Below are 17,188 nucleotides of genomic sequence, written 5' to 3'. Positions count from 1 at the left end.
ATTCGCTTTTCTGAAAATGAACCGCAACTATCTGTAAAAATATTTGATCGCTATGGTAAATTAATAGCCTCTTTGAAGCAAAACGAAAGTTGGAACGGAACTTACAATGGCCAATTAGTACCCTCAACCGATTATTGGTTTATTGTAACGAGAGCAGACGGCAAAGAATACAAAGGCCATTTTAGTATGAAACGATAGACAAAAAAGCTACTTTTTATCGATTTGTGCCGTTGGATATAATTTTAAAATTGATGTTCTTTTCTACTAATAACTAATAGAGAAAACAAAGAAATAATAGCTGCAAAAGTTAAATAGAAACCCACATAAGTCAAGCTGTAATGCGTGGCTAACCAAATAGCAATCATCGGTGCAAAAGCAGCACCGATGATACCTGCTAAATTAAAAGTCAATGAGGCGCCAGAGTATCGAACAGCAGTTGGAAACAGCTCAGACAAAAACGTACCTATAGGACCATAGGTAAACCCCATCAAAGTCATACCGGTACATAAAAAGAAAACCATCAATGCAGGACTTCCAGAATTCATGAAATAAGAAAAGCTGAAACCAAAAATGGCAATGGCAGTTGTAGCAGTTATCAACATTTTACGACGACCGACTTTATCTGCTAATACTGCCGAAATAGGTATAAAAAGCGCAAAAAACAAAACCGAAAATAACTGCATTAGTAGAAAATCTCTTTTCGAGTAACCCAAGTCTGATGTTGCCCAACTCAAAGTAAAAACGGTCATTAAATAAAACACTAAAAAGGTTGTTATAGCAGCAAGAGTACCAAAAATCAATTGATTTTTATACGATTTTATTATTGTAAGAAATGGCACTTTAATCTTTTCCTTTTCAATTCTTGCGTTCTCAAAAGCTGGAGTTTCAGTGATTTTTAACCGAATATAAAAACCAATAATCACGAGCAATGAACTAGCAATAAATGGTATTCTCCATCCATAATCAAGAAAATTTTCAGGACTCAAATTATCTGTCAACAGTAAAAAAGTTCCACCAGAAAGCAACAATCCTATTGGAGCACCCAATTGCGGAAACATACCATACCAAGCTCTTTTATTAGGAGGTGCATTTTCAATAGCTAGCAATACAGCGCCTCCCCACTCTCCTCCTAAACCTACTCCCTGACCAAAACGGCACACCATCAAAAGTATAGGTGCAGCTACGCCAATGCTGGCATAACGAGGAAGCAATCCTATCACTACAGTTGAAATTCCCATAGTGAGCAATGCGGCAACCAACGTAAATTTACGTCCAATTTTATCGCCATAATGTCCAAAAAACGCTGAGCCAAGCGGTCGCGATAAAAATGCAATCGAAAATGTAGCTAAGGATTGCAATGTAGCTAACGAACTATCAGTACCGGGGAAAAACAATTGTGGAAACACCAATACTGCTGCATTGGCATAAATGTAGAAATCAAAAAACTCTATCGTTGTGCCAATTAAGCTGCCAAAAAGTACATGCTTTACCGAATTTGTTTTTTTAGGATGCTCTTTCATTGGATAAAGGTGGTTTAATTAGTAGTCTCAAAATTGACTTTAATTTATGAAATCAACAAACATTTAGTTCCAATATTTTTGGTATTTTTACAAAAACAAAATAACACATGCCAACAGACTGTATCAGCTATCAAGATTCTGGATATTTCTCCCCATTGATGAATGATTATTTGAATCAAAAAGATACGCTACACACACTATATAATCGATTTCCTGTTCTAGAAAATTTTGAAAAACAAATCGAAGAGAAAGCAGCCAATTTTGCTCCTGCAAATAGAGTAACGCTTGCAAATGTACTTCAAGAACAGTACTCGAAAATCGAGATTTCGCCTTTGACAGCGCAAAACATTGAACTATTAAAATCCGATACTACTTTTACAGTAACAACTGGACATCAACTCAATTTGTTCAGCGGTCCTTTGTATTTCTTATATAAAATCATTTCAACTATTAATCTCACCAAGGAATTAAAAGCCAAACATCCTGGTCACAATTTTGTACCCGTGTATTGGATGGCCACTGAAGACCATGATTTTGAAGAAATAAATTACTTTAATTTTAAAGGAAAAAAATTCCGTTGGAATAAAAACAGTACCGGTCCAGTAGGACGCCTTGCGACTGAGGGCTTAGCTGACTTTTTTGAGATTTACCAGCAAGAGCTCGGTACAAGCACCAATGCTGAATACCTAAAAAAAGTATTCACGCAGTCGTATTTAGATCATGATAATCTCGCTGATGCCACACGTTACTTGGCTAATGCCCTTTTTGGACAACACGGACTAGTAATCCTGGATGCCGATAATCAAGACTTAAAACGTAATTTCATTCCGTACATAAAAGAAGAATTACTAAAACAAACATCACATAAGGCCGTACTAGAAACGACCGAAAAACTTCAAGAATACAACATCCAAGTTAACCCTCGCGAAATAAACCTATTTTATATCGAGGACACGATTAGAGAACGTATTATTCTAGAAAACGGTATTTACAAAGTAAATAATACCAAAATAGAATTTACAACCGATCAAATTTTAGCACTTCTAGAAAGCAATCCAGCCTGTTTTAGTCCTAATGTAATTATGCGTCCGTTGTATCAAGAAGTAATTTTACCCAATTTATGCTACATTGGCGGCGGTGGTGAAATCGCTTATTGGTTGGAACTTAAATCGTTTTTTAATGCTGTAAATATTACTTTTCCCATGCTGCTGGTACGAAACTCAGTAGTACTGGTAACCGAAAAGCAAGCTAAAAAAGCAGCTAAATTGCATTTAACCTGGTCTGATTTATTTGCGAAACAATTGCAGCTAATTGAGAACCAAACCAAACAGTTATCTGAATTTTCAATCGATATGTCTCCGCTCAAAGAGCAGTTGAAATATCAGTTTGAAGCACTGCATGCGATAACAAAACACACAGACGAATCTTTTGCAGGAGCGGTAAAAGCACAGGAAACCAAACAAATTAAAGGCTTAGATAATTTAGAAAAACGACTACTTAGGGCTCAAAAACGAAAATTAGCCGATGTTTTGGAGCGCGTTACCGACTTACAAAACGAAATTTTTCCAAATAAAAGTCTGCAGGAGCGCCAAACGAATTTCTCTGAATTTTATTTAGAATACGGCGAAAAGCTGATTCCAACCTTACTTGAGGAGTTAAAACCGTTAGATCAAAATTTTACAATTACAATTCTGTAATTTCATCAGCTCTTTTTACAACAATTCTAATAAAAAAATAGTATTTTTGCACAAAATATAAAAAAACATAAAAAATGGCTACGAATAGAACTTTTACAATGATCAAGCCTGATGCTGTTGCTAACGGACACATCGGAAACATTCTTGCAATGATTACTAATGCAGGTTTCAAAATCGTTTCTTTAAAATTAACGCAACTTACAGTTGCTGATGCTCAAGCATTTTACGCTGTTCACGCTGCAAGACCTTTTTACGGAGAATTAGTTGAATTCATGTCAAGAGGACCAATCGTTGCTGCTATTTTAGAAAAAGACAATGCAGTTGAAGATTTTAGAACTTTAATTGGAGCTACTAACCCTGCTGAAGCAGCTGAAGGAACTATCCGTAAAGCATACGCAACTTCAATTGGAGAAAATGCAGTTCACGGTTCTGATAGTGATGAGAACGCAGCTATCGAAGGTGCTTTCCATTTTGCAGGAAGAGAGCAGTTCTAATTTATTGCTAACATACACGATTTTTAAACTTAAATTTAAAAATCAACCATACTAAAAATCCCGTCTGCACAAGCATGACGGGATTTTTTATGACTATCCGGTATATTAAATCTTACCTCAAAACTACATCCTTTACCACATCACGACGCAACTCCTCATTAATCATCGTAATAATTTTTGATTTACCATGACTCAACTCTTCCCGTAAAACCGCCGATGTCAGCTCTACATAAAGCGTACTTCCTTTCAAGATAACGTCACGTGTATAATTGTTAACGCCATTACCCATTAAGTTTTTCCAAGCATCCTTAACATCAATTTGATCCATGCCAGGCTGTAACTTATTAACCTGAATAATTTGTTTCAGGACATCACCAATCGTACTTTGATTACTTGTTCTTTTCGCCATCTCCTAATAAATTTATTGCTTCTGTTTTCTTGTAATGATATTCTTTTTTATCGGCATTTACAACCACTAATTCGGCATCAGTAAGCGCAATAATTTCCTCGCTCCATTTCATAAACGGTGTTTTATAGTCCAAAAATACCTTGTCATCTACAAAACGTACTGCCAACGCTTCCTGCGTATCATTTACTAAAAAAGTACCGTCTAATTGTGGCATTACCTTTTTTCTAAAGCCTTTATTGTTTTTTATTTCAAAGTAATCATAGGTTTCATTCATCGAATAATCCTTATCATCGCCTTTGTCAAAAACAACTTTTTCAATCTCCCAATACCCATTAATTTTAGCGATATCTGCGGGTTCAATTTTTTGTTTGCAAGCCACAAACAATAAGGAAATAAACAAAATTTTAAAACTAGTTTTCATTGGAACTGTATTTAAATAAAAGACATTTGGTTTTTAGGAGCTATTTCCCGCTGTTCGCTATATCCTCGCATAAATTGCTCCATTCTTCCGCAATATATACTCGGGATGCCGCTACCATCGGGGCTAGGGGAATTCCAGTTTATAACACGTTTCCCCCTTATTACAAAGTTACTCTTAAAAAAGGCAAAGCAAAAGAAAAATATAGTAAACTATTTTGGCTATTTTTGGTCTAACCATTAAACAACTACGATTATCATGACTAAATATACTGCAATACTAATACTCCTACTTTGCTGCTTCGCCTGTAGCAAGGAACCTATAAAAACAGAAAGTAGTACGGAGAGCATGTACTTTCCTCCAATAGGATCAAATAGTTGGGAGACTAAAACAATAGCAAGTTTAAATTGGAAACAAGCTGCTGTACAACCTCTACTTGACTACCTCGATCAAAAACACACTAAATCCTTTATCGTTTTAGTAAACGGCCGTATTGTAATGGAAAACTATTTTAATTCCCATACCGCCACCACTAATTGGTATTGGGCAAGCGCCGGAAAAACATTAACAAGTACAGTGACAGGCATAGCAGCACAAGAAAATAGTATTGATCTAAATGCAAAAGTAGCCACCTATTTGGGAACAGGCTGGACTAGTGAACCGCTAGCCAAAGAGAACCTAATAACCTGCAAAAATTTGCTTACGATGACCTCAGGAATTGAAGACATCACAAATGGTGACGGTGTAACTCCTAGCAATTTACTATACAAAGCTGATGCCGGTACACGATGGGCGTACCACAATGTGTACGTCAAACTACAAGACGTAGTGGCCCAAGCCAGCGGGCAAACTTGGTCTAACTACTTTAATACTAAATTAAGAGACAAAATAGGAATGGATGGTACCTGGCTTACGATCGACAACAGTAGCGTGTATTTTAGTACAACACGCAGTATGGCACGTTTTGGATTACTAATGCTTAACAACGGAAAATGGAAAAACACTAGTATTATCAACCAAAGCTACTGTGCAGCAGCTACAACAACTTCACAAAACATAAACAACAGTTACGGTTATTTGTGGTGGTTAAATGGAAAATCAAGTTACCACCTACCACAGTCCCAGTTAGAATTTCCAGGAAGCCTGATCCCAACAGGATCTAATGACATGTACATGGCCTTAGGTAAAAACGACCAAAAAATTTACGTAATACCAAGTAAAAAAATGGTAGTCATACGAATGGGCGATGCTGCTGACAGTGTAAATCTAGCATTGTCTGATTTTGACAAAACATTATGGGAGAAAATAAATGCTTTGTATCAATAATTATTTGGAACTAATTTTCTTGTAAACACCCAACAAAAACAAAACTAGGCCGGCTCCCAAAAAGAATCCATAGGCAAAATCAAGTTTATCGCGTAATACATTTGCTAAAACAAAGCAAATTAGACTGATAAAATACAATTGAATTGGACTTACATTCTTCATGAGACGGCGTTTTATTTGAAAAAACTATCTACGAATTCAAATTTATTAAAAACCTGTAGGTCTTCAATTCCTTCACCAACTCCTATATATTTTACTGGGATTTTAAATTGGTCTGAAATACCAATTACTACTCCACCTTTAGCAGTACCATCAAGTTTAGTAACAGCTAGTGCTGTCACTTCGGTAGCAGCAGTAAATTGTTTCGCTTGCTCAAAGGCATTTTGACCTGTAGAACCATCAAGAACCAAAAGTACGTCGTGCGGAGCCTCGGTAACTACCTTTTGCATCACACGCTTTACCTTAGTCAACTCGTTCATTAAATTCACTTTGTTGTGTAAACGACCTGCAGTATCGATAATAACGACATCTGCGTTTTGAGCTACAGCTGATTGCAAAGTATCAAAAGCTACTGAAGCAGGATCAGAACCCATATTTTGTCTTACAATAGGAACACCTACTCTATCAGCCCAAATTTGTAGTTGGTCAATTGCAGCGGCTCTAAAAGTATCAGCTGCACCAAGCACTACATTGTATCCTTGCTTCTTGAATTGATAGGCTAATTTACCTATGGTTGTTGTTTTACCCACACCATTGACACCTACCACCATTAACACATACGGTTTAGTGGTAACAGGAATAACAAACTCAGTCGCTTCTCCAGTATTCGTTTCAGAAAGCAAAGAAGCGATCTCTTCTTGCAAGATACGATTCAACTCATCAATTCCTAAGTACTTATCTGCTGCGACACGTTCTTCGATTCGAGTTATAATTTTTAAAGTAGTATTAACACCCACATCCGAAGAAACTAAGATTTCTTCTAAATTATCTAAAACATCATCGTCGACCTTAGATTTTCCGGCAACTGCTTTACTTAACTTAGAGAAAAAAGTTGTTTTAGTTTTTTCTAGACCTTTGTCTAGACTTTCTTTCTTTTCTGATGAAAATATTCTTTTAAAAAAACTCATTGTATCAGTGGTATAAAAAATGAAGTATTGGAAATAAGAATCCAATAGTATTTCTAATGGGTAAAGATAAAAATAAAAAAGCTACTTTCGAAAGAAAGTAGCTAATCTATATACTGCTGTAATGAATTATTTTTTACTCAAAAATTCATCAACTAATTCAGGTACAATAATTGTTTCCACAAATGTATATGCACCAGTTTTTGGAGATTTCACCATTTTGATGGCTTTTGATAATCTCTTAGAAGATGTCTGTAACGATGCTACGGTTTTCTTTGCCATGATTCTATGTTATTTGTATTTTAGTTAAATCTTCAGTAAACTACTATGAGACTTTACTTAAAATGCTGTTATTATTTAATTTCTTTGTGAACAGTTACTCTTTTCAAAACTGGATTAAATTTCTTAATCTCTAATCTGTCTGGAGTATTTTTTTTGTTCTTAGTTGTAATGTATCTTGAAGTACCTGCAACACCTGAAGTTTTGTGCTCTGTACATTCTAAAATTACCTGGATTCTATTACCTTTCTTTGCCATCTTGCTATATATTTATTTTGGAAAAAGATTATTTAATAAATCCTTCAGACTTTGCTTTTTTCAAAACAGCGTCAATTCCATTTTTGTTAATTGTTTTTATCGTAGATGCTGCTACTCTAAGAGTAATCCATCTATCTTCTTCTGGAAGATAAAAACGCTTTTTAACTAAGTTTACAGAAAACTTTCTCTTAGTCTTATTCATAGCGTGAGAAACGTTATTTCCTACCATCGCTCTTTTACCTGTAAGGTCACAAACTCTTGACATTATACTTATCTTTTATCGTTATTCAAAATCAGGGTGCAAAGAAAAGAAAAATAAACGGATGAAGCAAAAAAATTACGACTGTTTTTTTAAAATTTCTTTATGTAACATTTCCAAACTCTTATACAAAGCTCTATCTATCACTTTTTCACGGGGTTGGCCAAAATTAAATTCTTCAACAATTACATCATTTGGTGTAGCAAGTGCCATAAAAACCGTCCCAATTGCTGCATCAGAATCTCCTTTTGATGGTCCGGCGTTCCCAGTGGTAGCTATTGCATAATCAGTTTGCATCAATTGTTTTACGCTCAATGCCATAGCTGACGCTACCTGAGCACTAACTACTGAAAATTCATCTATTAAATCCGCTGAAATATTCAATACATCTGTCTTTACTGCCGTAGCATAGGATACAATACTTCCTCTAAAATACGAAGAAGAGCCGGGAACAGAAGATAAAAGCGAGGCTATACTACCTCCCGTGCAACTTTCGGCTGTAGCAATTGTCTTTTGCTGTTTTGTAAGCAATTCTCCAACAACTACTTCGATTGTATTCCCTTCCTCAAATCCTACAATTATATCGTTAATTACAGCATCTAGCGAAACTACATATTCTTCTAAGGCGTTTTCTAAAAAAGCCTTATCAGTGCCTCTAGCCGAAAGTCGTAATCGCACTCTACCAGGTGCAGGTAAATACGCTAATTTTAAAAATTCAGGCAAGCTATTTTCCCATTCTTCTATTCGCTCCGCTACCAAACTCTCACCTTGTCCGTGGGTCAAAATTGTTTTATGAATAATGTATGGTCGTTCATATTCACGAATTACTTTTGGAATAATTTCGTTTTCCACCAAATATTTCATCTCATAAGGCACTCCTGGCAAGGATATAAATACAGTATTTTCCTTTTTTACCCACATTCCAGGGGCGGTTCCAACAGCATTGTGTAGCACGGTACATTTAGAAGGAACAAGCGCTTGGTCTTTGTTCATTTGATTAATTGGCCTTTTAAAAATTCCTTCAATCAACTGTGTTACATGTTCCAAAACCTTTTGATCAACAATTAGCTCATCTTCAAAATAATCACAAAAAGTTTTTTTGGTCACATCGTCTTTTGTTGGCCCTAAACCGCCAGTAATTAAAACTAAATCGACCTTGTTTTGCAGTTTTGCAAAAGTGTCTAAAATGTGATTTTTATCGTCGCTAATAGAAATCATCTCCGTGACCTCTACCCCGATTTTATCTAGTGATTTGGCAATAAAAGCCGAATTAGTATCAACAATTTGCCCAATTAAAATCTCGTCACCGATAGTTATTATGGTTGCTTTCATGGCTACTTAAAAATAGGATTTGTTATATAAACAAAATTCAACATACCGACTATCAGCATGTTGAATTTATATTTTATTCGTTTCAGTTATAGCTTTACAAATCAAAATCTTTTTTGATTTCCTTAATTGCTTCTTTTATTTGAGTTTTGATACTATCAAAAGTATGCTCGATATCTCTACGGCGACCTTCGATTTTAGTCCAAGCCTCAACTTGAAGAATTTCCTCAAAAGCAACATTCATACCTAAAAGATCTAAAGTAGGTTTAATTTTGTGCGCGTAAGCATAAGCATGCTTGTGATCTTTCTTTTTGATTCCTTCTTTGATTTGAGCCAAATCATCAGGAACTTCGGTTACGAATAAAGTTAGAATTTCGTTTACAAATTCTGGATCGTTATCCGAAAGCGCGTACACTTTGGAAAGGTTGTAATTTAAAGCCATTATTTTACTTGTATTCTAAATAGTTTGTTTCCTTCTAAAAATCCTTCTAAAACATCATCTGATTGCACTGCTGCGACACCAGCTGGAGTACCTGTGAAAATAATATCTCCAATTTTTAGCGTGAAATATTGAGAAACATGAGCAATCAACTCATCCACGTTCCACAACATTAAACTCGAATCTCCTTTTTGAACAACCTTATTATTATTAGTTAGTTCAAAAGTAAGTTTTTCTAATGAACTAAACTGCTCTTTTGGCAAAAAATCACCAATCACAGCCGATCCATCAAATGCTTTTGATTTTTCCCACGGCAATCCTTTTGCTTTTAAGCTTGCCTGTAAATCTCGGGCAGTAAAATCAATTCCTACACTAATTTCATCATAATATTTATGAGCGAACTTAGGTTCGATATACTTTCCTACCTTATTTATCTTAACTATGATTTCGATTTCATGGTTAATATCCTCTGAAAACTCCGGAATCACAAACGGATGTTGCTTCAAAAGAATAGCCGAATCCGGTTTGATGAACACAACAGGCTCAGCTGGACGTTCATTTTTCAATTCTGCTATATGATCAACATAATTCCTACCAATGCAAATTATTTTCATTTTTTTATCGTTGCTGGGTTGTAGCGTCTCTAAGTTACTATACCAAAATTAAAAAACTTAGAATCTTGCTAACTTATATCCTTAGAACCCTATTTCGTATTTAATTTTCTGAGCTTTATTGCTGTCAATACTTTTTTAGTATACAACGGGAAATCAGCATTTTGTATCCAACTGAAATACCCGGGTTCTTTCTCTAAAATCGTATTCACTTTTACCCCTTTGTGTTTACCAAAAGTAAAAATCTCCTCATCATCTTTATCAAAAGCAATCATTCCTGCAAAATCAGCAATTTTCTTGCGTGTGGTAAACTCTGACAACGACTTCATATCGTTCTCTAGCTCAGGATAACGATCCAATTGCGCTTTCAAAATCTCGTAAGTCGCCATTGTATCTGCTTCTGCTGAATGTGCATTTTCTAGACTTTGACCACAATAAAATTTATAAGCAGCACTTAATGTACGCTCTTCCATTTTATGAAAAACAGTTTGTACATCTACCGAAACCTTATTTTTCATATCAAAATCAACACCAGCGCGAAGTAGTTCTTCGGCTAATAAAGGAATATCAAATCGATCCGAGTTAAAACCAGCTAAATCACTGTCCTTAATCATATTATAAACTGCAGGAGCTAATTCATTAAAAGTAGGCTCATTGGCCACTTTCTCATCGGTTATACCATGAACCGCCGTCGTTTGTGGCGGAATAGGAATCGTAGGATTCACTAACCACGTTTTACTTTCTTTATTTCCGTTAGGAAACACTTTAAATATTGATATTTCGACAATTCTATCTTTTCCAATATCGATTCCTGTAGTTTCAAGATCGAAAAAGCAAATTGGTTTATTGAGTTTTAATTCCATTTTAAAATATTGTATGATTACAAATATATAGGTTTGCGATTAATTTTAGAGCAAAAATCACGGAATAAATCTACTTAAAAGCAGTTTCAAATTTCTTTGATTTTCAATTTAAAAAAAGAAACCCGATAGATTTCAAAATCTATCGGGTTCTAAATAATTATTGTTATGATCTACAAATCTCTATTTACATCAAATGCTTCAAGATACTCAGCAACTCTTTTTACAAAACCACCTCCTAAAGCTCCATCTACCACACGGTGGTCATAACTGTGAGATAGAAACATTTTTTGACGGATACCTATGAAATCTCCTTCAGGAGTTTCGATAACTGCAGGTACCTTTCTTATAGCACCAAGAGCTAGAATACCTACCTGAGGTTGATTTAAAATAGGTGTTCCAAAAACACTTCCAAAGGTACCTACGTTCGTTACCGTATAAGTTCCTCCTTGTGTATCGTCTGGTTTTAATTTACCCATTTTAGCACGATTTCCAAGATCATTAACTGCCTTAGCCATTCCAACTAAATTCAGTTGATCTGCATTTTTAATCACAGGAACAATTAAATTCCCATTAGGTAGAGCGGCCGCCATTCCTAAATTTATATTTTTCTTTTTGATGATGTAATCTCCATCAACAGAAATATTTAAACCTGGAAAATCTTTCAATGATTTTGCCACTGCTTCCATAAAAATTGGAGTGTACGTTAACTTCTCTCCTTCTCTTTTTTCAAAAGCATTTTTATTTTTCTCTCTCCATTTAACGATATTGGTAACATCTACCTCGATAAAGGATTGCACGTGAGCCGAAGTTTGCACCGAAGCCACCATATAACCCGAGATCAACTTACGCATTCTATCCATTTCAACAATCTCATCTCCTCCGTTAACGGAAATTGGAGCTGCTTTTTGAGCTACTGGAGCCGCAGCCACTGGAGCTTGTTTTGGCGTTTCGACAGCTTTAACAGCAGATTGACTTGCTCTATCTTTTACGTAATCTAAAATGTCGTTTTTAGTAACCCTACCCTCTTTTCCGGTACCAGAAATTCCGTCCAATTCAGTAACCGACACTCCTTCTGCAGCAGCGATATTTTTTACCAATGGAGAAAAGAATTTATCTGACTTTGCCTTATCTAAATTACTTGAAGCTACGGGTGCAGCAACTGTATCTTTAGCAGTTTCCACCGTTTGCTCTACAGCAGCAACCGCTTCTGCAACCGCATTATTAGCAGTTGAAGTAGCTTCTCCACCTTCTGTTTCAATGATAGCAATAGTTTGGCCTACTTGAACTAAATCGTCTTTTCCAAACAACTGCTCAACTAACACTCCCGAAACCTCAGAAGGAACTTCACTATCTACTTTATCAGTTGCAATTTCGAGTACTGCCTCATCCGCTTCAATTCTATCTCCAACTTCTTTAAGCCAATTAGTAATTGTAGCTTCTGCAACGCTTTCTCCCATTTTAGGAAGTTTTAATTCAAATCTTGCCATATTGTTACCCTATCAGGTGATTTATGTTTTCAGTTTGCGAATTTACTAAATTTTTTAAACATAAATTACAGTAAATATAATTTATCGCGATATTTTGATAATCTCTCCTCTTTCTTTAGAATTATCGCTTCCTATTAAAAAATTAGTACTTTTTGGTAAAATTCTAAATGTTAATCCTTTGTTTTTTACAGATTCCACAAAAGCTATACATTCTTTAAACTGCACAGCATGGGTATCAATCACAATTTGAGCACTAGCATCGTTTATTACACTATACGAAATTACCATTTTTTCTGTTTTCAAATCATGAAAAACGACTTTTTTATGTTCAAATTTTGATAAACTTTTAGCAACATCTTCATTATTGGAATACAAATGCCAAGTTGCTACTTCTCTTTTATTTTTTTGCTTGCCTTCCAGCTTCTTTTTAAGTGCAAACAAAAAGATTCCCACTTTCATAAAGAGCGAAAAAAGCACCGAAACTTTAAAATGCTTTTTGTAAAAAAACTGCATAGCGTCCTGAAATCGCTGCATATAAACGCCGTCCTTAAGTGTACTTTCCCCTTTAAAATGAATGACAGTAGTTCCTGCATAATAAAAGTTAGTTTTACCTAATAAAGTTGCTCGATAAGAGAGATCAATATCATCCGAATACATAAAACAGTTTTCGTCAAAACCTTGTAGATCTTGATATAACTTTCTTTTCAGCAACATAAATGCACCTACGAGTATCTCAACTTCGCCTGACTGATCCTGCTGTAAGTGTTGTGCATAATATTTTCCAAATAAATTTGAGTTAGGAAAAATTTTATATAAACCAGCCATTTTAGTAAAAGCAACAAATGGCGTAGGAACACCGCGCTTACTTTCTGGTAAAAACGAACCACAACCGTCAACCAGCTTTACTCCTACTATTCCTAATTCCTTTTGTTCTTTGGCGAAAGCCAGCGCTTTTTTAAAAGTATCTTCGGCAACAACGGTATCGGGATTCAAAATACAAACATACTCCCCTTTAGCGACAGCGACTCCTATATTATTACCCTTTGGGAAACCTACATTTTCAGTATTTTTAATGAGTTTAATATGAGGAAAATGATTTTTTAGCATTTCGCAACTATCATCACTTGAATTGTTGTCTACTATTATGATTTCGGCATCGACACCTTTTAAAGCATCTTGCACACTTAACACACAAAGTTCTAGAAAATAGCGAACATTATAATTGAGAATAACCACTGATAATTGCATGCGCCAAAGATAAAGAGTTAATTGATTTAACACTACTATTTTAAAGAACTTATCTTAACATCTTAAATTAATTAACGCGAAAACCACCAATTAGTTTAAACAATTCGGTAATCGATATTTAAAGTCTTACTTTTGCAAAAAATTAGTATTGTGAATTACCTTTCAGTAGAGAATATTTCAAAGTCGTTCGGAGAACGTACGCTTTTCAAAGACGTGTCTTTTGGAATTAACAAAGACCAAAAAATTGCTTTTATTGCCAAAAATGGTTCAGGAAAAACCACCATTATGAATATCATAAATGGATTTGATGAACCTGATACGGGACAAGTTATCTTGCGTAAAAGCATTCGAATGGCATTTTTATCGCAAGATAACAATCTGCAAGACGAACTAACGATTGAAGAGAGCATATTTGCCTCTGACAACGAAACGTTGAAAGTAATTGAAGCCTACGAAAAAGCGCTGGAAAACCCCGAAGATGAGGAAGCCTATCAAAAAGCTTTTGATGGAATGGACCAACATAATGCTTGGGATTTTGAAACGCAATACAAGCAAATCCTTTTTAAGTTAAAACTTGAAGATTTTAAATTAAAGGTTAAAAACCTATCAGGAGGTCAGAAAAAACGTTTGTCGCTGGCTATTATTTTGATTAATAGACCTGATTTGTTGATACTGGATGAGCCTACCAATCACTTGGATTTAGAGATGATTGAATGGTTAGAAAGCTATTTTTCTAAAGAAAACATTACCTTATTTATGGTTACGCACGACCGCTTTTTCCTAGAGCGCGTATGTAATGAAATTATCGAATTAGACAACGGAAAAATATACCAATACAAAGGAAACTACTCTTATTATTTAGAGAAAAAAGAAGAACGAATCGCTTCTGAAAACGCAAGTGTGGACAAAGCGCAGAACCTTTTTGTAAAAGAACTAGAGTGGATGCGTCGCCAACCTAAAGCGAGAACAACGAAATCGAAATCGCGTCAAGACGATTTTTACGATATCAAGGAAAAAGCACAAAGCCGCCGTAAAGAAAACAAAGTAGAGCTTGAAATAAATATGGAGCGCATGGGTAGCAAGATTATCGAGCTACATAAAATCTCTAAAAAATTCAAAGATCATGTAATTCTGAACGACTTTACATTTGATTTCCAGCGTGGCGAACGTATCGGAATCATTGGTAAAAACGGCACAGGAAAATCTACTTTCTTAAACTTACTAACCGGAACTTTACCTCTTGATAGCGGAAAAGTGATTGTAGGTGACACTATTAAAATAGGTTACTATACTCAAAGCGGAATTAATCCTAAACCAGGACAGCGCGTTATTGACATCATTAAGGAATACGGAGAATTTATTCCGCTTTCGAAAGGGCGAATGATTTCAGCTTCTCAATTGTTAGAACGTTTCTTGTTCGATGCTAAAAAGCAATATGATTATGTTGAGAAATTAAGTGGTGGTGAATTAAAACGTTTGTATTTGTGTACGGTTTTGATTCAGAATCCCAACTTTTTAATTCTGGATGAACCAACTAACGATCTCGATATTGTAACTTTAAATGTACTAGAAAGCTTTTTGCTAGACTATCCAGGTTGCCTTTTAGTGGTATCGCATGACCGTTACTTTATGGATAAAATCGTGGATCACTTATTTATTTTTAGAGGTCAAGGTGTTGTGGAGAATTTTCCAGGAAACTACTCTGATTTTAGAGCTTATGAAGACAGTGCTGATGTGGCTCAAAAGGAGGAAAACAAAGCCGAAAAGAAAGATTGGAAGCAAAACAACCCTACTGGAAACTTAACGTTTAATGAACAAAAAGAATTCCAAAAACTAGAACGAGAAATCAAAGACCTAGAAGAGCAAAAAGCTAAAATTGAAGTTTTATTCTTAGAAGGCAAAGTGGCTGAGGCCGATATCGAGAAAAAAGGAAATGAATTGCAAAACCTCATCAATAAAATGGAAGCTAAAGAAGAACGCTGGTTCGAACTAAGCGCTAAGATGGAAGGATAAGCATTCCTTACTTATTCTAAAATACAACTTTGTAATCCCTACTACCTTTAGTCAATTAAGAACTAAAGTAGTAGGGATTGCTATTTTATCACAAATTACCAATTAAAGACCGTAAGAAATTAACAACAAATTAGCATAAAGGCTCTGATTAATAATGGAATATCATATATATTTGAAAACTCGAAAGGTTCGTTTTTTTTTCTAAAAACCGAAATAAAAACAATCTTTTAAATAAATCATCTATCATTAATCAACATTTTAACAAATGCAAAAAATCAGCATCAGCTTACTATTACTAGTATTATCACTGCAATTTAGTTTAGCACAAAACATCAAAGGGAAAATAATTGACATTAACACAAAAGAGAGCATTCCCTACGCCAATATCCTAATCAATAAATCCGAAAGTTTGATCTCTAACGCAGAGGGTTATTTTACACTTTCAGAAAAAAACAGTCTCGACTCCACCATACTCTTGGTATCCTACCTAGGCTATGCAAACCAAGAAATAACTGTAACTACTTTAAAAAACAATGATTTTATAGTTGCACTAACGCCAAGTATTTTTGAACTTAATGATGTAAATGTTTCTAACAAAAAACCAAATCCTTATGAAATCATGGCGAATGTAAAGGCCAATTTATCTAACAATTACGTAAGCGATGGCAGTCCTTCAAAAGATGTGTTGTTCTATCGCAACTCAGAAACTTTTAACCCAAAAATAATAGAGGTCGAAATTGATAAATCCACCGGTTTTACAAAGCAAGCCCTTGTAAAAGTGAATGCAGATCTTAAATCATTCTCTAATGGCATGATTCGTAATCCTCCTAAGGAATTTACTGATATCCTTTGCAATTACTACACTACTAACGTTAAGAAAGACACTAAAACATCATTTCTATCCAAATTAGATGTGCTGAAAGCAACTAAACTTAAACAAGAAGGAAGCGCAGTTTCATCTGAAGATTTAGAAAAAAAGGCAACTGCCATGATGTTACAACATTTAGATTCTACAAAATTTTACCGTGTTAAAAGTGGTCTTTTTGGATCTAGAGACTCGATTTCGATGCGAAAAGATTGGAATCAAAAGAGAGATCAAAAAAAGAATAAGGAAGTCAAAACACAATTAACCGTAACTAAAAACAATCTGAATTCGTTTTTGATAGGGAATAATTTTTCACAGAGTGAGAAATATAGTTTTATAAAAAGACCCGAACTTTATGACTACACCTATGAGGGCACTACTTATACTGCCGAAAACGAATTTGCGTACATCCTTAGTTTTAAACCTCGAAGAAGCAAAGCGAAATACGTTGGTAAATTATATGTTTCTGAAAATGATTATGCCGTCTTGCGAGCGGATTACACCCTGGACGAAGGTGAAAAACTAAATAGCCTAAATTTAAAACTACTTT

General features: G+C 35.1%; 19 protein-coding genes. 6 read left to right on the top strand and 13 right to left on the bottom strand.

The window, feature by feature from the left end; translation table 11 throughout:
• Positions 1-198, top strand: a 198-nt coding sequence (locus P8M54_RS02700; protein WP_300284800.1) for a T9SS type B sorting domain-containing protein, incomplete at its 5' end; no start/stop codon positions are given.
• A gap of 44 nt (positions 199-242) precedes the next feature.
• Here P8M54_RS02700 and P8M54_RS02695 read toward each other — a convergent pair.
• On the bottom strand, positions 243-1,520 hold the full coding sequence (locus P8M54_RS02695) for an MFS transporter (protein ID WP_300284796.1): 1,278 nt from the start codon (positions 1,518-1,520) through the stop codon (positions 243-245).
• 107 nt (positions 1,521-1,627) lie between these two features.
• On the opposite strand from P8M54_RS02695, the gene bshC reads away from it, so the two are divergent.
• Both bshC and P8M54_RS02685 read left to right on the top strand, forming a co-directional pair.
• A complete protein-coding gene (bshC, locus tag P8M54_RS02690) occupies positions 1,628-3,217 on the top strand; it encodes a bacillithiol biosynthesis cysteine-adding enzyme BshC (RefSeq protein WP_300284793.1) in 1,590 nt (529 codons plus the stop codon).
• A gap of 74 nt (positions 3,218-3,291) precedes the next feature.
• Positions 3,292-3,711 (top strand): nucleoside-diphosphate kinase, encoded by a 420-nt coding sequence (locus P8M54_RS02685; protein ID WP_072941331.1) that lies wholly within the window; start codon positions 3,292-3,294, stop codon positions 3,709-3,711.
• 112 nt (positions 3,712-3,823) lie between these two features.
• Here the strand turns inward: P8M54_RS02685 and P8M54_RS02680 are convergent, their stop codons facing one another.
• Both P8M54_RS02680 and P8M54_RS02675 read right to left on the bottom strand, forming a co-directional pair.
• On the bottom strand, positions 3,824-4,120 hold the full coding sequence (locus P8M54_RS02680) for a DUF721 domain-containing protein (protein ID WP_300284787.1): 297 nt from the start codon (positions 4,118-4,120) through the stop codon (positions 3,824-3,826).
• On the bottom strand, positions 4,101-4,541 hold the full coding sequence (locus tag P8M54_RS02675; protein ID WP_300284784.1) for a lipocalin family protein: 441 nt from the start codon (positions 4,539-4,541) through the stop codon (positions 4,101-4,103). The genes P8M54_RS02680 and P8M54_RS02675 overlap by 20 nt, the downstream gene beginning before the upstream one ends.
• Positions 4,542-4,796: 255 nt before the next feature.
• Here P8M54_RS02675 and P8M54_RS02670 point away from each other — a divergent pair, with 255 nt between their 5' ends.
• Positions 4,797-5,864: a serine hydrolase gene (locus P8M54_RS02670; protein WP_300284781.1), complete on the top strand. Its 1,068-nt coding sequence runs from the start codon at positions 4,797-4,799 to the stop codon at positions 5,862-5,864.
• 173 nt (positions 5,865-6,037) lie between these two features.
• Here the strand turns inward: P8M54_RS02670 and ftsY are convergent, their stop codons facing one another.
• The 10 genes from ftsY to P8M54_RS02620 all read right to left on the bottom strand — a co-directional run bounded on the left by ftsY (position 6,038) and on the right by P8M54_RS02620 (position 13,760).
• On the bottom strand, positions 6,038-6,991 hold the full coding sequence (ftsY, locus tag P8M54_RS02665; protein WP_300284778.1) for a signal recognition particle-docking protein FtsY: 954 nt from the start codon (positions 6,989-6,991) through the stop codon (positions 6,038-6,040).
• Between the two features lie 126 nt (positions 6,992-7,117).
• Positions 7,118-7,270: a DUF4295 domain-containing protein gene (locus P8M54_RS02660; RefSeq protein WP_187010807.1), complete on the bottom strand. Its 153-nt coding sequence runs from the start codon at positions 7,268-7,270 to the stop codon at positions 7,118-7,120.
• Positions 7,271-7,341: 71 nt separating this feature from the next.
• Positions 7,342-7,524 carry a 50S ribosomal protein L33 gene (rpmG, locus tag P8M54_RS02655; protein WP_016988713.1) on the bottom strand — a complete coding sequence of 61 codons (183 nt, stop codon included), beginning with the start codon at positions 7,522-7,524 and terminating at the stop codon, positions 7,342-7,344.
• A gap of 28 nt (positions 7,525-7,552) precedes the next feature.
• Entirely contained in the window at positions 7,553-7,789 is a 237-nt protein-coding gene (gene rpmB / locus P8M54_RS02650) for a 50S ribosomal protein L28 (protein WP_187010808.1), read from the bottom strand.
• Between the two features lie 72 nt (positions 7,790-7,861).
• Positions 7,862-9,115 (bottom strand): CinA family nicotinamide mononucleotide deamidase-related protein, encoded by a 1,254-nt coding sequence (locus P8M54_RS02645; protein WP_300284761.1) that lies wholly within the window; start codon positions 9,113-9,115, stop codon positions 7,862-7,864.
• Positions 9,116-9,209: 94 nt separating this feature from the next.
• Positions 9,210-9,554, bottom strand: coding sequence for an Hpt domain-containing protein (locus tag P8M54_RS02640; RefSeq protein WP_300284758.1), 345 nt, complete (start codon positions 9,552-9,554; stop codon positions 9,210-9,212).
• Positions 9,554-10,165 (bottom strand): fumarylacetoacetate hydrolase family protein, encoded by a 612-nt coding sequence (locus P8M54_RS02635; RefSeq protein WP_300284755.1) that lies wholly within the window; start codon positions 10,163-10,165, stop codon positions 9,554-9,556. The genes P8M54_RS02640 and P8M54_RS02635 overlap by 1 nt, the downstream gene beginning before the upstream one ends.
• A gap of 89 nt (positions 10,166-10,254) precedes the next feature.
• Entirely contained in the window at positions 10,255-11,025 is a 771-nt protein-coding gene (locus P8M54_RS02630; protein WP_300284752.1) for a 3'-5' exonuclease, read from the bottom strand.
• 170 nt (positions 11,026-11,195) lie between these two features.
• Positions 11,196-12,512: a dihydrolipoamide acetyltransferase family protein gene (locus tag P8M54_RS02625; protein ID WP_300284749.1), complete on the bottom strand. Its 1,317-nt coding sequence runs from the start codon at positions 12,510-12,512 to the stop codon at positions 11,196-11,198.
• 81 nt (positions 12,513-12,593) lie between these two features.
• A complete protein-coding gene (locus P8M54_RS02620; protein ID WP_300284746.1) occupies positions 12,594-13,760 on the bottom strand; it encodes a glycosyltransferase family 2 protein in 1,167 nt (388 codons plus the stop codon).
• Positions 13,761-13,910: 150 nt separating this feature from the next.
• Between P8M54_RS02620 and P8M54_RS02615 the strand changes: the two genes are divergently transcribed.
• Both P8M54_RS02615 and P8M54_RS02610 read left to right on the top strand, forming a co-directional pair.
• The gene (locus P8M54_RS02615; protein WP_300284743.1) at positions 13,911-15,773 is read left to right on the top strand and encodes an ABC-F family ATP-binding cassette domain-containing protein; all 1,863 of its coding nucleotides are present in this window, start codon (positions 13,911-13,913) and stop codon (positions 15,771-15,773) included.
• Positions 15,774-16,038: 265 nt separating this feature from the next.
• Positions 16,039-17,188, top strand: a 1,150-nt coding sequence (locus P8M54_RS02610; protein WP_300284740.1) for a carboxypeptidase-like regulatory domain-containing protein, incomplete at its 3' end; no start/stop codon positions are given.

This window comes from Flavobacterium sp. (assembly GCF_029242675.1).
Taxonomy (GTDB): domain Bacteria; phylum Bacteroidota; class Bacteroidia; order Flavobacteriales; family Flavobacteriaceae; genus Flavobacterium.
Note: the sequence above shows the minus strand (reverse complement) of the source record. Positions and strands in the feature narration are given on the sequence as shown.

Coding starts and splice junctions, on each gene's coding strand:
- rpmG (WP_016988713.1), bottom strand. CDS start 7,524: ATGGCAAAGAAAGGTAATAGAATCCAGGTAATTTTAGAATGTACAGAG.
- bshC (WP_300284793.1), top strand. CDS start 1,628: ATGCCAACAGACTGTATCAGCTATCAAGATTCTGGATATTTCTCCCCA.
- P8M54_RS02695 (WP_300284796.1), bottom strand. CDS start 1,520: ATGAAAGAGCATCCTAAAAAAACAAATTCGGTAAAGCATGTACTTTTT.
- P8M54_RS02625 (WP_300284749.1), bottom strand. CDS start 12,512: ATGGCAAGATTTGAATTAAAACTTCCTAAAATGGGAGAAAGCGTTGCA.
- P8M54_RS02670 (WP_300284781.1), top strand. CDS start 4,797: ATGACTAAATATACTGCAATACTAATACTCCTACTTTGCTGCTTCGCC.
- P8M54_RS02675 (WP_300284784.1), bottom strand. CDS start 4,541: ATGAAAACTAGTTTTAAAATTTTGTTTATTTCCTTATTGTTTGTGGCT.
- P8M54_RS02635 (WP_300284755.1), bottom strand. CDS start 10,165: ATGAAAATAATTTGCATTGGTAGGAATTATGTTGATCATATAGCAGAA.
- ftsY (WP_300284778.1), bottom strand. CDS start 6,991: ATGAGTTTTTTTAAAAGAATATTTTCATCAGAAAAGAAAGAAAGTCTA.
- rpmB (WP_187010808.1), bottom strand. CDS start 7,789: ATGTCAAGAGTTTGTGACCTTACAGGTAAAAGAGCGATGGTAGGAAAT.
- P8M54_RS02645 (WP_300284761.1), bottom strand. CDS start 9,115: ATGAAAGCAACCATAATAACTATCGGTGACGAGATTTTAATTGGGCAA.
- P8M54_RS02640 (WP_300284758.1), bottom strand. CDS start 9,554: ATGGCTTTAAATTACAACCTTTCCAAAGTGTACGCGCTTTCGGATAAC.
- P8M54_RS02620 (WP_300284746.1), bottom strand. CDS start 13,760: ATGCAATTATCAGTGGTTATTCTCAATTATAATGTTCGCTATTTTCTA.
- P8M54_RS02630 (WP_300284752.1), bottom strand. CDS start 11,025: ATGGAATTAAAACTCAATAAACCAATTTGCTTTTTCGATCTTGAAACT.
- P8M54_RS02680 (WP_300284787.1), bottom strand. CDS start 4,120: ATGGCGAAAAGAACAAGTAATCAAAGTACGATTGGTGATGTCCTGAAA.
- P8M54_RS02660 (WP_187010807.1), bottom strand. CDS start 7,270: ATGGCAAAGAAAACCGTAGCATCGTTACAGACATCTTCTAAGAGATTA.
- P8M54_RS02685 (WP_072941331.1), top strand. CDS start 3,292: ATGGCTACGAATAGAACTTTTACAATGATCAAGCCTGATGCTGTTGCT.